Raw genomic sequence first — 14124 nt, 5'->3', positions numbered from 1 at the left:
GTAGAAAAGCTATATTGAGCCAGTGTGCAGAAATATTTAAACATTGATGAAGATTATGTTAAGAAAAATCTACCTTTTCTCTTATTTTCATTTACATTTTTTTCAGAAAAACAGGTACACTCTACCGGTCAATATCTCCTATAAATCACTAATATTCAACACTTTTAATAATCCATATCTAATCGGGAATAATAATGAAAATGTGCTCATATAGGAGGTTTGCCGAATGAATGAATATGTAGTCATAGCAGGACGTGCACTATTATCGTTCATCATTTTGTTTTCACTCGCGCGCATGCTTGGAAAGAAACAAATTTCACAGCTTACCTTCTTTGATTATGTCGTTGGAATCGCAATCGGTACGATGGCTGCCTCTATTGCCATTAATACTTCGATTAAATATACGTATGGCATCATCGGGTTAATCGTTTATAGCATAATGTCACTATTGATTTCATTTGGTGCATTGAAATCATTTAAGTTTCGAGATTTAGTTGAAAGCAGTCCCTCCATTTTAATTAAAGATGGGAAAATCTTGGAGGAAAATCTAGCAAAGCATAAAATGACATTCGATGACCTTTTGAATGGGTTACGGGTTAAAAGTGCCTTTAATGTATCTGAAGTTGAACTCGCAATGCTAGAAACAGATGGACAAATAAGTGTCATGAAGAAACCTGAATACCAGGCATTAACTCCGAAAGATATTGGACTATCTGTAGAAGCGGACCATGCCCCTTCTCTGATTATTATTGATGGGACTCTTTTAGAAAAACGGTTAAACTATTTAGGCTACAAAGAGGAGTGGTTACTAACTGAAATTAAGAAGAAAGGTGCTACTACGATAAAAGATGTTTTTTTGGCACAAATCAACTCAAACGGAACCGTTTATGTGGATTTATATGATGATAAGAAAAAGTTCCAACAAAACAGTCAGAAACAAGAGTTAGCAAGCAGATTGAGAAAAATACAAGCCGACATTGAAAGCATCGCTACACAAACATCAGATAATAACGCAAAAAACATGTATTATACTCAATCAATTGAATTAGATAATATGATAAAAAAGTTAAACCCTGTATTGAAAGAATAATATTTCTTCACAAGAGATGAGATGTGTATGATTACATGAGCAATGGAAATGATAGATGAGGGAGTCTTAGTAGACTACCATTTCCTAAAGTTAGTAATTGAGAAATAAGTAGAACAAATAAGAATAGTTGTAAAGGAAGTAATCGATTTCACATATCTCTATCGTCATAATTTTGTAACGATTTTCGTTAAATTTAAAACAAACATTGGCTATTTCCTTGACAAAAAAGTAATAATCATACAATAATAAATATTGAATTAAAATTATTATTAACAACAACTAATGTTAAAAACATTTAATCTAAGGAGGACTTTAACATGTCATTAATCGGCAAAGAAGTATTACCATTTAAAGCACAAGCATTTCATAACGGTGAGTTCATCGAGGTAACAGATGAAAATTTCAAAGGAAAATGGAGCGTTGTTTGCTTCTATCCAGCAGATTTCACATTTGTTTGCCCAACTGAGCTTGAAGATTTACAAAACGAATATGCAACATTAAAAGAGCTAGGTGTTGAAGTATATTCAGTATCAACTGACACACACTTCACTCACAAAGCATGGCATGACCATTCAGAAGCAATTGGAAAAATTGAATACATAATGATCGGTGACCCTTCTCAAAGAATTTCTCGTAACTTCGATGTTCTTAACGAAGAAGATGGTTTAGCAGATCGCGGTACATTCATCATCGATCCAGATGGTATCATCCAAACTGTTGAAATCAACGCAGGCGGAATTGGCCGTGACGCAAGCACAATCGTAAACAAAATTAAAGCAGCACAATATGTACGTAACAACCCAGGTGAAGTTTGCCCAGCTAAATGGCAAGAAGGTTCAGAAACTCTTAAACCAAGTCTTGACCTTGTAGGTAAAATCTAAGGAGTGCAACCAATATGTTAGAAGCAGATATCAAAGCTCAATTAGCCCAATATCTCGAAATGATGGAGGGCGATGTTCTGCTTAAAGTAAGCGCGGGATCTGATAAAGTTTCCCGCGACATGCTTGCTTTAGTAGATGAATTAGCAACTATGTCACAACGAATTAAAGTTGAGCACGCAGAATTACCAAAAACACCAAGCTTCAGTGTAAATCGAATTGGTGAAGATACAGGAATCACATTTGCAGGGATTCCACTAGGACATGAATTTACTTCATTAGTTCTAGCCCTTCTCCAAGTAAGCGGTAGAGCACCAAAGGTCGACCAAAAAGTAATCGACCAGATTAAAGCGATTAAAGGCGAATACCACTTCGATTCATACATTAGCTTAACATGTCATAACTGTCCTGATGTCGTTCAGGCACTTAATGTGATGAGCTTATTAAACCCTGGCATCACTCATACGATGATTGATGGTGCAGCGTTTAAAGATGAAGTTGAAAGCAAAAACATTATGGCAGTACCAACTGTATTCTTAAACGGTGAAACATTCGGCAGCGGCCGTATGTCTCTAGAGGAAATCCTTGCAAAATTAGGCAGTACTCCAGACGCATCCGAGTTAGCTAACAAAGACCCATTTGATGTTCTTGTTGTCGGTGGTGGTCCAGCTGGTGCAAGTGCAGCCATTTACGCAGCTCGTAAAGGAATTCGCACTGGTATCGTTGCAGAACGCTTCGGCGGCCAAGTAATGGATACAATGGGAATTGAGAACTTCATCGGAACAAAATATACTGAAGGTCCAAAGCTTGCAGCAAGTCTTGAAGAGCATGTAAAAGATTATGAGATTGATGTCATGAACTTACAACGTGCAAAAGGCTTAGAAAAGAAAGACCTTATTGAAGTAGAACTTGAAAGTGGTGCAGTGCTCAAGAGTAAATCTGTCATCATTTCAACTGGTGCACGCTGGAGAAACATCGGTGTCCCAGGCGAAGCCGAGTTCAAAAACAAAGGTGTCGCATACTGCCCACACTGTGATGGTCCATTATTCGAAGGCAAACATGTAGCAGTTATCGGTGGAGGTAACTCAGGTATCGAAGCAGCTATTGACCTTGCTGGGATTGTGAAACATGTCACAGTCTTAGAATTCTTACCAGAGCTAAAAGCAGATTCAGTATTACAAGAACGCCTATATAGCCTTCCAAATGTAACGGTTCTTAAGAACGTTCAAACGAAGGAGATTACAGGTACAGACAAAGTGAACGGTATTACGTATGTTGACCGTGAAACAAATGAAGAACACCACGTTGAACTTGAAGGTGTATTTGTCCAAATCGGTCTTGTTCCTAACACAGATTGGTTAGGCGATAAAGTGGAGCGCACGAAATTCGGCGAAATCATCGTAGACCGCCACGGCGCAACAAATCTTCCAGGAGTATTTGCTGCAGGAGACTGTACAGATAGTGCCTATAAACAAATCATCATTTCAATGGGTTCAGGTGCGACCGCTTCATTAGGCGCATTCGATTACCTTATTCGAAACTAATGATTAAATGAAAAGTCACTTTACTAAAATAGTAAAGTGACTTTTTTTATGGTCTAACTTTAAGATTGCAAAGTGTATTTTATAGCTATTTAAGGATATTTACTTCAACAACATGATGAGATCTTTTACTATTAAAGTTTATCGAGAATTCCCTTTTTTTCTTTAAGTTCATTCGAGAAAACTACTTCATCAACACTATTGAATCCTTTTTCTCTTAATCTTCATTGAGAAAAACTTCTTCATCACCGTTATGAATCCGTTTTTGCTAAAAAGTCATCGAAGAAATCCGCTTCATTAACATTATGAAACCCTTTTTTCCTAATCTAAACGGCTTCCACTACCTCATGAGCCTCTTTTTCTTAATCATCATCAGGAAAATAAAGTTTCATTGTTGCTTTCTATATTCATTCTTACCCAGGGTGAAGAACTCACCTTATAACAGCTATATCCTTCACCCACCGTATGAAACCTACTTCGTATACCGATACTCCATCAAACTATTTAAGATAGAGATTTCTTGTAAAATCTCTTCACCAATGTTCGTTTCTAGTACCTTTTTCCGTTCTAATTCTTTATCTACTAATCTTTTAACTGATAGGACGTCTGTGCCGTTTAGGAGGACGTCTTTTTTCGAGTTAAATTGTTGGTGGGCAACGAGCTGCATACCGTATGAATTATACAAGAGTGTGTAACCAGCTATTCCTGTTTTTGATTGATACGCTTTTGAAAAGCCGCCATCGATAACGATCATTTTTCCGTTTGCTTTGATTGGGTTTTCACCTTCGATTTCTTTAACAGGTGTATGGCCGTTTATGATATGCCCTTGGTCCGGATTTAATCCGAATTCTTGTAAAATTTGACGGCAAGTCTCTTCGTTTTCACGTAAATAGTAGTAAGGGTTTTTCCGTTCTTTATGTGTTTCTTTATCTTTAATGAAATAGCGCTCAAATGTTGTCATCTCTCGTTTTCCAAATAGCGATGAATACTCGCCTGTCCATAGGTACCAAACTATGTCTGTTGCTAGATCGTCTGTTTCTTCTGGATGTGCAAACGAAAAACGTAATTGCTGTTCAAATACGTCAAGTAATTCACGCCCTGCATACGTAGCATTATTAATTTCCATTTCTTCCATCTTTCCATTTTCATCTAATGGAATACATCCATGAATTAAAAGATTTCCATTATAACGTAAGTAGAGGCTACCTTTTTTCATTAAGAAGTTCATATGTCGTGCTAGCTTTTCTGAATGTTGAACAGAAAATAGAAGCTTGTCGATTACTTCCTGCTCTTCCTCAAGCAGTTCGTCTGGCTTCTCTGGATTGATTGTCGCAAAGCATGTGTTTTCTAGTTCGTATGTTTTATCATGAATGGTAATTTCGTTTGTGTCATAGTTAATTTTTTCTAGTAACAGTCTATCTGACATATTAAAGTTAGGTCGTCTTTTAATGATTGGACTTTCAAGCTTAAACTGGATAATAGCAATCGCTTGGTGTATTTTTGTTATTTGCAGCTGTTCATGCTCACATTGCTTTTTATCAGAATGACGCTTTGGTCTGAATGCCGGATTGTCATCATAATATTTTTCTGCTAAGTTGAGTAAAGGGCGTAAATTGATTCCGTAGACATCTTCGATAATGTCGAGATTATCGTAACGGGCACAGATACGGATAATATTTGCTAGACATACTTTTGAACCGGCAAATGCACCAAGCCAAAGAACATCATGGTTCCCCCATTGTATGTCAACAGAATGATAGTTTATAAGTGTATCCATAATTTTATCAGGTTCAGGTCCGCGGTCATAGATATCTCCGACAACGTGAAGATGGTCAACTACTAATCTTTGTGTGCTGTAAGCCAGACCAATAATGAGCTTATCCGCCTGTCCGAGCGAAATAATTTGCTGAACAATCTTTGTATAGTATTGCTCCTTATTTGCTGGTTCCTCGGTTTTATATAATAGTTCTTCAATAATATATGTAAACTGCTTAGGCAATGCTTTACGCAATTTCGAACGTGTATACTTCGATGATGCATATGAAATAAGCTTAATCATGCGGTCAATTGTTTCGGAGTACCATGTATGTAATTCCTGTTCATTAGTAAAATTATTCTTAATTATCTGTAATTTTTCTTCAGGATAATAGACTAATGTCGCGAGTTCAATGATTTCTTTCTCATACAAGACACCGCTAAAGATGTCTCTAATCTTTTCTTTTACTCGTCCTGAACCATTTCTGAGCACATGTTGAAATGCCTGATATTCACCGTGTAAATCACTGACAAAATGTTCGGTACCCTTTGGTAAATTAAGGATTGCTTCGAGATTAATAATTTCTGTAATAACCTTTTCTTCACTATCATAGCGTTGAGCCAGTAAATCTAAAAATCTTGAGTTCACTGTGACTGCATCCCCTTTTTTAAACATTCTTTATATGAGACTTCTTTTAGAACACTAGTAAATACTTATATTATAAAAAAACGATGTGTAAATGTTTAGCTCTTTATTTGCAAATATACTGACTATCATAGTACTCTTTTCATAGTCTAGTGACAACCATCAATCTTAAAATGACCATAACATATCAATGTACAAAGGTGTAGATTATATGAAAAACAAACAAAGACAGAAAGCAGCACTTCAGCAAAAAAGGAAAAAAGAGCGGGCATTAGCAGGTAAGACCCGGCAAAATAATAAAGATGACTCATCATCACAACCTCTGTTAACGAGCATTACGCTAACGCTTCTGCTGTTAATTGGTTGGTATTGCTTAACAAATCATCTTGAGGAAACCATCCATGACGCTGGCTATGAGCCTGCCCTTGCAGAGCCATACTACCAAATCTTAAAAACGATCTCAATTCTATATTGGGTAATAGGAATTGCTAGCATCATTGGTACATTACTAGTGAATAAGATACATAAACCTTTATCACATTTCTTTCTGTTTGTAATCGGAATGTTAGCAGGACTTGGTATATTCGCTACCCTTCCAATTGCATTAATTAAACTGCACGTACCAATGCTAGCAATTATCTTAACAATCTTTTTCGTCATCGGCTTAACAATTCATTTCATTTTAAATCTTAACAAAGACGTACCGACTGTGTTGAAATTTGCAAGTGGCTTTTTCGTTATTTTTGCCATCCTTTCATTAGTCTTTCTCATTATCGCAGAGCCGACTGACGGCAATTACCTAATGATCTCTAAAGGCTCAGCAACAGGAAATTTCTTCACAAAGTTTTTTACATGGATTATTGGAATGGGTGGCCTACTTTATTTACTCATTTTTATCATGCTTAAAAGTGAAGATGTCGAACCATTATTTAAAAAGCGTCATCGTGAATAACCGCAAACGTTTACAATAATTGTATAATAAAATTTTGACTATTGATAGAGTAAACTACTCGATTTTATCGGTTTTAGCTACTAATTGGTGCGTGTTTAAACAGGTGGAGATTGGTGAGTTTGCGGCAGGAGGATTTTTGTCGAATGGTAGATTTTCTGGTGAAGTTGAGAGATTTTTTTGAGAAGTTGAGAGATTTTCTGCTAAGGTTGAGAGATTTTTTCGAGAAGTTGGGAGATTCATAGTGATTCTATGAGTTGTTTTGTTGAAATTGTGGAGTTGCCCAATAAATTAGAAAGCTTTTCAGCAAATTTGTGCATCTATTGCCTAATATGCTAAGAGTCTGACAAGTTTTTTGGGCAAATTTATATTTAGCAATTACTAACTGACCTCCTTCATAAAAAATAGACCAATTCCATCTACCATATCAATGAAATCGGCCTTTTCATATTACTTATTTATTCATCTTTTTCAATGTCCCCAGTAACTCAAGTGGGCTTTCACATGTAATCATTTCACCGTTTACGATTGCGTACGGTGATTTTTTACATTCCTTGCATTTGCTTTGACATTGATATTCTTTATACTCAATTCGTTTATCGTTAAAAAGTGTACTAAATTGTACAAAATCTTCTTCCGAATAGAAGCGGTCAAGATTCTTTTCACAAAACTCTATCTTTAGTTTTTCCTTTTTCGAAAACCATTTTCCCAAAACGTTCATCGGTCATGCATCCTTTTTAAAAATCTTCTCTATAAGTATAGTGCATTTTCGAATATAAATCACACAATTAAGTTGTCTAATTTTTGTTCTCACCTGTTGTTGGGCTATAATATATATATGGAGTAAATCTTTAAGTTAAAAGAAGATTACTAAAGAAAACGAGGTGCACCAATGAAACTAACTGTTAGCAAAGAAGCGGCAAACTGGTTCAAAACGGAGATGGATTTACAAGATGGTGAGTTTGTACGTTTCGTCGTCAAGCTCTATGGTGGAATTCCGACAGTCCATCGTGATTATTATTTAGGCCTTTCCATCGGAAAAGAAGAGTCCATCGCAATCAGTACTGTTGTCGAAGGTATCACATTTTACTTTTCACAACAGGATGCGTGGTTCCTCGAGGATTATCGCTTAAAAGTTGACCTGAAAGATGATGATGTTGAATATATTTTTGAATAAATGAAAAGAGAGGGTAGACCTCCCTTTTCATTTAAGCGATCACTTTTCGCTGACCTTTAATCTTCATAAAGACAAACCGCACTAATGGCCCCATGATAAGTAACTGCAGAGGCAATGCAACAATAAAGTTTTTCATGAAAATTGCCAAATAGTTCTGTACGAATGAATTCTCGATTCCATTGCTGAAATAAGCTGTTCCCAAGCCATATAAAGACATCCACGTAACCATTCCTAATACCATAAAAAACGATATAGAAAGTACGACAAACACCTTTTTCGACTTATCGTAAGGCAAAGAAAAGGCAATCTTTTTAGCAATTGGTCCAACGATAAATAAATCAAGCAATAAGGCAATAGCAAACCCGATAAGCAGTTGGATAAAAAATTGGTTTATTGTCATTTTCCCAGCCATACCTGAGATGTACAAATTATAAATCGACATTACGATGACCATTCCAGTGCACATCATGACCCCAAAATAAAAGCTCTCCCTCTTTGTTGAAGGCATATCAATCAACTCCTATATTTTTTGACACGTTGATTATTATAGGAGTTTCGAATTTTTCTTGTAAGTGAACAATTTGTGAACTTTTTCAGCCGTTGAACTCTTTTCACTTTTCATTAGCAAATGTACCTAAGAAACTCAAGTACTTTTCATTGGTTACATGTGAGGTGTTGCCAAGCCAAATAAGATGGCCCCATGTATTTAGGAAACAAAGTTCAGAGTGCGGAATGTGTTCATGTGCATAATTTGGATGCTCTAAAGAAACTGAACCGTCATTCTTGCTATACATAATGAAGGTTGGACACTTGATCTCCTGTAATTGTTCCTTTGTAAGTTCTTTTGTCTGGTCTAAATCAATAAAAAACCCACAACCTGACCGTTGGCGATTGTTCATTTTCCTAATCGCTTCGATGTCCTCTTCACGTATCATTTTCTTGGCTTCCTTATATGACAGCTTACTAAATGATCCGAACATTTGCCTAAAGATGAAAGAAGGAAATAGGTTGCTCATTGTGGCTATGAGTTTCCAAGTCATTTTTTCAGTTATTGGTCGAAATAATAGTTTGGCAGCTTTATATTCAATATCTTGAGGAGTTAACCATTCTTTCGTCACTGCAGATTGCAAAGTAAGCGACTTAACGATTTCAGGATATGTAGATGCGAAATAAATCCCCGTTGGTCCACCTGCTGATATTGCGAGTACATGAACGGTTTCAATTTTTAAGTATCTTAATAATTCCATATAGATAGTACAAGCTACTGCTAAATTTTCGCCAATTTCTTTTGAAGTAGCTCCATACCCTGCCCGAGAAGGTGTGATTAAAGAATAGCCTTTTTCCACTAATGCATCATAACCAAACTCCTCGTGGCAATTGGAATGTCCACCATGGAAAACGAGGATCGGTTTTCCGTCACCTATGATTGAATATTCAAGTGATTGTCCATTAATTGAAATCGTTTCAATTTTCCTTTGCATCTAATCAGCCTCATTCTTTTAGGATGTATCACTTCTTTAATACGAATAAGTCGATGCTTTGTTTCAAAACTTTCTGAATTATGGTGGATTTAAGGCTATAAAAGAAGCAGTCCAATTCTAATTACTCATTGAACTGCTAGTTTGTATACAGATAGCGGCGAACCCATTCATTTCATTTATGTTTTTTCATTATTTCTGCCTATTACTCTCAATTACTTGAAAGAAATCTGCATAGTTTTCTAGATAGTAGTCTGCTACTTCACTTTTTGTTCCAAATGCACAAGTTTTAATGCCTAATTCTTTTCCAGGAATTAGATCAAGATCCCGATCGCCAATCACTAAATCAATGTGATGCTTTTCATGTAAATAACGATAAGATGCAGCATCTGGTTTGCGTGGATAGCCATCATCACTTGCAACCATATCAACAAAGTATTTTTCCCATCCGTAATGTTTTAATATATCAAGCACACCTGCTCGATCCTTATGTGTCATAATCACATTTTTATCAGCATATTTTAAAATTTCTTCAACATGCTCAAAAGGCAAGCTATCCTCAGGTAGTAACTGACGTTTTAATTGTTCCATCTCTTTTACTTGATTTTCTGTAAGACGATAGTAGTCAATCGCATGTGAAAGTGATACTTTTAATCGTTTATAAATTTCATCTTTTGGTGCTTCGACTTCTAACACTTGCGAGAAAATCTTTGTATAACCAGGATATGTATCAAATAATGTTCCGTCAAAATCCCATAATATGTTCATATGTACCCATCCTTATCTTGAAATTATATCGTTTCTTAATAATAGATTAGCATACCTTTTCATGAAGTGTGCGTGTTACAAGAAGATCTGATGAGAACTTAAGAATAGTGGGTGCCTCTATTATCATTACAAATGAATTAGTCATAAGCTTGCCTCTCTTTCCTCGGACTATTTTCATTGTTCCCTTACATAGGGTTCTTAAAAATCTCAACTTCATTATGTAGTTCATAAACTTCGAATTTTTTATATAGGTCATCACTTTTATCAATGAGTACGTAATTCTTTTTTTTTGTTTGAATGTGATATGTATGCCCGCCAACATATGTAATATCAATAATTTCTCCATCTACTTGTTGTTGTAGCTTTTCATATTTTGCTAGATTGTTAGCGGATAGTGCAGACAAAATATTGTAAGGACCAAGGAAATTGAGAGCAATCAAACCTAAGACGATAGTGACAACGATACTTAGCACTGCAACTTTTCTCATTCTTTCACTCCTGTATATTTATTCCTGCCACTATAATAGTCGATTTCGTAATCAGAGAGGCTCGTTTTTTGTCGAATGGTAGATTTTCTGCAAAAGTTGAGAGATTACTTTGAAAAGTTGAGAGATTTTTCACCGAAGTTGGGAGATTTTTTACTAAAGTTGAGAGATTCAGCTGATAGAAAGCGGCAATGTATTGAAATTGGGAGATTTTCCGATGTGGTAGACCGGTTCCACTTCCAAATATGATAGGTTTTTACTATTTTTGTTGGAAAAATTTCATTAAGAGTGTTCAGTTTACTTCATATTTCCCAAAAAAAGTGCTAATACACGATATGATAATCCAAATAATTGAAAATCATATTGCTCATTATTATCAAATGTGATAATATTTAATTAATTGATAACAATAAGGAGTTAACGCCCTATGAATAAATTAGAAACGATTATGCATCCAATTCGATTTCGAATTGTTCAAATGTTTCTCGACGGTCAAAGTAGAACAGCGAAAATGTTAGCAAAGGAATTAAAGGATATCGCACAAGCTTCCCTTTATCGACAGCTGGATGCGCTAGTGAAAGCAGATGTGCTTCTCATAACAGAGGAAAACCAAATTCGTGGCACTATTGAAAAGGTATACACATTAAATACACCTGCAGTCACGATGATGAATGATGATGTAAAGCATTTATCAAAAGAAGAACATATGCAGCATTTTCTCTTTTTTACTACACAGTTAACAGCTGATTTCCAAACATATCTTGCAAACGATGAGATAAATTTTGAACGTGATGGGGTAGGTTATCGACAGGTTGCCCTCCACCTTTCTGATGAAGAGTTTCTTCAATATATACAAGATTTAAGAAAGATCTTTGAAAAATATATGCAATTTACACCTGCTCCGAATCGTACGAAGAGAATCATCTCAACTATTTCGATGCCTAAAAAAGAAGGGAAGCATAATGATGAGTAAAAGTTTAGAAGTTACAATTCATGGAACATATCCGCTAAGTGCGACATTAACAATTCCTGAAGAGTCCACTTCCACATATCCAGCTATATTGTTTATTTCTGGTTCCGGTAAAGGTGATCGTGACGGAAACCTGAAAAATATGCCGATGAATATTTATAAAGATTTAGCAGATTTCCTGACAAGTAAAGGGTTTATCACATTGAGATATGACAAAAGGGGTATTGGGAATAGTGGTGGAAAATTTATTGAAACTGGCGTTAATGATTTTATTGACGATGCAGTGGATGGATTAAAATATTTAGAGGCCCACCCTAAAGTAGATGCGAATCGAATTCTTATATTAGGTCATAGTGAGGGAGCCTTAATTGCACCAGCAGTTAATCAGAGGAAAGCTGTTTCAGGGTTAATCCTCCTTGCAGGCGCGGCTGAGCCTAATAAAGATTTATTACCTAGACAAAATGAAATGGCCTTTGCCGAATTAAATCAGAAAAAGGGCTTACAAGGCTGGATGTTCCGCACATTTAAACTAGCCGATAAAGCAAGGAAGCAAAATAAAAAAATCTTTGCTAAAATTGCAAACTCTAACAAAGATGTCATGAGAATTCAAGGTTTTAAACAAAATGCGAAATGGTTAAGAGAATTATATACATTTAATACTTGTGACTATTTAAAAGATGTAACCTGTCCTGTTTTAGCGATTACTGGTGATAAAGATATTCAAGTTCCACCTGACCATGCCAAGCTAATTGCTGAGATGGTAAAGGGAGACGCAGAGTGGGAAATCATCCCGAACATGAATCATATCTTTCGAAAGTATGAAGGCCAACATGCCATGCTCACTTTAATTAAAGAATACAAAAAACAGGTACATGAACCAATTGACGAGGATTTACTTAAACGGTTAGACACTTGGTTAGAACGTTTTCAAAATTAATAGGATTGTAGGAGCTTATAAGCTCAATTGCTATAAAAGCTCCTATCTTTTTGATAGCTACTATGCTCTCTCCGTCACTGCGAAATAATTGTTCTCATTGTCTGCAAAATTAAACACTCTTCCTGAAGGCATTTCAACAATCTCACCGACAGTGACTTGATTATTTTGCAATTTTTGATAAAACGCGTCTAAATCTTTTGTATAAAACATCAGCGATGGTGTCCCTAAATGTAAATCTGGATCCATCTTTGCGATGAGTTCTTTATTGTGAAGCACGATCGTTGTCTCAGCATCAGTAGTAGGTGCAAGCTCAATCCACTTCATGCCTTGACCGTTATCCTCCTCGGCAATTATCGTAAACCCAAACTTTTCACTCCAAAATTGTGCGCCTTCTTCTTGGTTATCTACATATAACATCACTTGGCCTAGAGTTTGAATCATATTATTTCCTCCATCATTTAACTTTTTCTATTATTCTATTAAAGTTGTGCTTAGAGACATTGCTTTCATGCCATGTTATGGACTTTTTTATTTGAAACATATTCCGCTTAATGGTCGTTTACGTACAATACCTATATCTTATAAAGAGCGAGTAGCAAGCTTAACCCATTTAGAAAGTTGCTCAAAGTCGGTTGCTTCACCCTTTTTCAGTTTCAATGTTTTACGTTCTTGTGGTCCAGAGAAACTGTCCTCTGGCAATTGTAAATCTTGGGTGTTATAAATGGTAAAGCTAACATTAATTTTCAAGACAGAGATGACTGCGTCATACTTCCCATTTTTTAAAAAATGTGGTTTTTTATATTGGATTCGTTCTTCAACATTCGGAATCGCTTTGTGGACTGCCTCACGTAAATGGTTACATAAATCTCTTTTCCATGGTGTGTCAAGCGCATCGAGATATTCAGTTACAGTTGGATTCATAGCTATATCTCCTATCTAGATAGCCGGCTGTGTCACGATTTGCCATGTGACTCCGAATTTGTCGATAACCTCACCAAAAAATGCATCCCATGGCTGATACGTAAATGGATATTTCACCGTACACCCACTGTTACTTAAAGCTTCAAACGTATGACGCGCTTCCTTTTCATCTTCAAAGGATAACGAAAGCTCGATATGGTTTCCAGAAACAGGCTCAAAAGAATCTGCCATATTTAGCGTATTTGAACCAGCTATCGTCATACTAAGGAACATGATTTTATCCTTTGCTTCCTCTGGCGTTCCTTCAACTTGACCAAATGTAGATTCCGCCAATATCTCACCGCCAAATACTTGTTTGTAATAATCTGCTTGTGTACGAGCGTCCTCAGACATAATAAATGGAATAACAGTTGCTTTCATATTTAACACCCTCTCCTTCATTTTTGTCATCGCTTCCACATTACTCATTCATATAACTTTACAAAAGGTAAGTTATAACCGAATCGTAAAATATTACTTACCACTTGTC

16 protein-coding genes are annotated in these 14124 nt (G+C 36.0%); 7 read left to right on the top strand and 9 right to left on the bottom strand.

Features of this window, described 5'->3' with window-relative positions; all coding sequences use genetic code 11:
• Nucleotides 1–226: 226 nt before the first annotated feature.
• The 3 genes from J2S19_RS15760 (at nt 227) to ahpF (ending at nt 3512) form a co-directional block, all read left to right on the top strand.
• Entirely contained in the window at nt 227–1090 is an 864-nt protein-coding gene (locus J2S19_RS15760; RefSeq protein WP_307344094.1) for a DUF421 domain-containing protein, read from the top strand.
• A 317-nt stretch (nt 1091–1407) separates the two neighbouring features.
• Entirely contained in the window at nt 1408–1971 is a 564-nt protein-coding gene (ahpC, locus tag J2S19_RS15755; protein WP_307344092.1) for an alkyl hydroperoxide reductase subunit C, read from the top strand.
• Nucleotides 1972–1985: 14 nt separating this feature from the next.
• Entirely contained in the window at nt 1986–3512 is a 1527-nt protein-coding gene (gene ahpF, locus J2S19_RS15750; RefSeq protein WP_307344090.1) for an alkyl hydroperoxide reductase subunit F, read from the top strand.
• Between the two features lie 469 nt (nt 3513–3981).
• On the opposite strand, the gene fbp is transcribed toward ahpF, so the two are convergent.
• Nucleotides 3982–5913 carry a fructose-1,6-bisphosphatase gene (fbp, locus tag J2S19_RS15745; protein WP_307344089.1) on the bottom strand — a complete coding sequence of 644 codons (1932 nt, stop codon included), beginning with the start codon at nt 5911–5913 and terminating at the stop codon, nt 3982–3984.
• A gap of 208 nt (nt 5914–6121) precedes the next feature.
• Here fbp and J2S19_RS15740 point away from each other — a divergent pair, with 208 nt between their 5' ends.
• Entirely contained in the window at nt 6122–6862 is a 741-nt protein-coding gene (locus J2S19_RS15740) for a hypothetical protein (protein WP_307344087.1), read from the top strand.
• Between the two features lie 451 nt (nt 6863–7313).
• Here the strand turns inward: J2S19_RS15740 and J2S19_RS15735 are convergent, their stop codons facing one another.
• Nucleotides 7314–7580: a DUF1450 domain-containing protein gene (locus J2S19_RS15735; RefSeq protein ID WP_307344085.1), complete on the bottom strand. Its 267-nt coding sequence runs from the start codon at nt 7578–7580 to the stop codon at nt 7314–7316.
• 171 nt (nt 7581–7751) lie between these two features.
• On the opposite strand from J2S19_RS15735, the gene J2S19_RS15730 reads away from it, so the two are divergent.
• The gene (locus tag J2S19_RS15730) at nt 7752–8036 is read left to right on the top strand and encodes a HesB/YadR/YfhF family protein (protein ID WP_307344083.1); all 285 of its coding nucleotides are present in this window, start codon (nt 7752–7754) and stop codon (nt 8034–8036) included.
• Between the two features lie 31 nt (nt 8037–8067).
• Here J2S19_RS15730 and J2S19_RS15725 read toward each other — a convergent pair whose 3' ends face one another.
• The 4 genes from J2S19_RS15725 to J2S19_RS15710 form a co-directional block, all read right to left on the bottom strand.
• On the bottom strand, nt 8068–8544 hold the full coding sequence (locus tag J2S19_RS15725; protein WP_307344081.1) for a DUF2798 domain-containing protein: 477 nt from the start codon (nt 8542–8544) through the stop codon (nt 8068–8070).
• A gap of 103 nt (nt 8545–8647) precedes the next feature.
• Nucleotides 8648–9517 carry an alpha/beta fold hydrolase gene (locus tag J2S19_RS15720; RefSeq protein WP_307344079.1) on the bottom strand — a complete coding sequence of 290 codons (870 nt, stop codon included), beginning with the start codon at nt 9515–9517 and terminating at the stop codon, nt 8648–8650.
• Nucleotides 9518–9706: 189 nt separating this feature from the next.
• Entirely contained in the window at nt 9707–10282 is a 576-nt protein-coding gene (locus J2S19_RS15715; RefSeq protein WP_307344077.1) for an HAD-IA family hydrolase, read from the bottom strand.
• A 185-nt stretch (nt 10283–10467) separates the two neighbouring features.
• Nucleotides 10468–10770 (bottom strand): hypothetical protein, encoded by a 303-nt coding sequence (locus tag J2S19_RS15710; RefSeq protein WP_307344075.1) that lies wholly within the window; start codon nt 10768–10770, stop codon nt 10468–10470.
• A 424-nt stretch (nt 10771–11194) separates the two neighbouring features.
• Here J2S19_RS15710 and J2S19_RS15705 point away from each other — a divergent pair, with 424 nt between their 5' ends.
• Nucleotides 11195–11740: a helix-turn-helix domain-containing protein gene (locus tag J2S19_RS15705; protein WP_307344073.1), complete on the top strand. Its 546-nt coding sequence runs from the start codon at nt 11195–11197 to the stop codon at nt 11738–11740.
• Complete coding sequence (locus J2S19_RS15700; RefSeq protein ID WP_307344071.1) at nt 11730–12674, top strand: alpha/beta hydrolase family protein; 945 nt, start codon at nt 11730–11732, stop codon at nt 12672–12674. The genes J2S19_RS15705 and J2S19_RS15700 overlap by 11 nt, the downstream gene beginning before the upstream one ends.
• 60 nt (nt 12675–12734) lie before the next feature.
• On the opposite strand, the gene J2S19_RS15695 is transcribed toward J2S19_RS15700, so the two are convergent.
• The 3 genes from J2S19_RS15695 to J2S19_RS15685 all read right to left on the bottom strand — a co-directional run bounded on the left by J2S19_RS15695 (nt 12735) and on the right by J2S19_RS15685 (nt 14015).
• Complete coding sequence (locus J2S19_RS15695) at nt 12735–13115, bottom strand: VOC family protein (protein ID WP_307344069.1); 381 nt, start codon at nt 13113–13115, stop codon at nt 12735–12737.
• Between the two features lie 138 nt (nt 13116–13253).
• Nucleotides 13254–13595 (bottom strand): DUF1801 domain-containing protein, encoded by a 342-nt coding sequence (locus tag J2S19_RS15690; RefSeq protein WP_307344067.1) that lies wholly within the window; start codon nt 13593–13595, stop codon nt 13254–13256.
• A gap of 15 nt (nt 13596–13610) precedes the next feature.
• Entirely contained in the window at nt 13611–14015 is a 405-nt protein-coding gene (locus J2S19_RS15685; protein ID WP_307344065.1) for a VOC family protein, read from the bottom strand.
• Nucleotides 14016–14124 lie beyond the last annotated feature (109 nt).

Origin of the sequence: Metabacillus malikii (genome assembly GCF_030813355.1) — a bacterium.
GTDB classification, from domain to species: Bacteria; Bacillota; Bacilli; order Bacillales; family Bacillaceae; genus Metabacillus; species Metabacillus malikii.
Note: the sequence above shows the minus strand (reverse complement) of the source record. Positions and strands in the feature narration are given on the sequence as shown.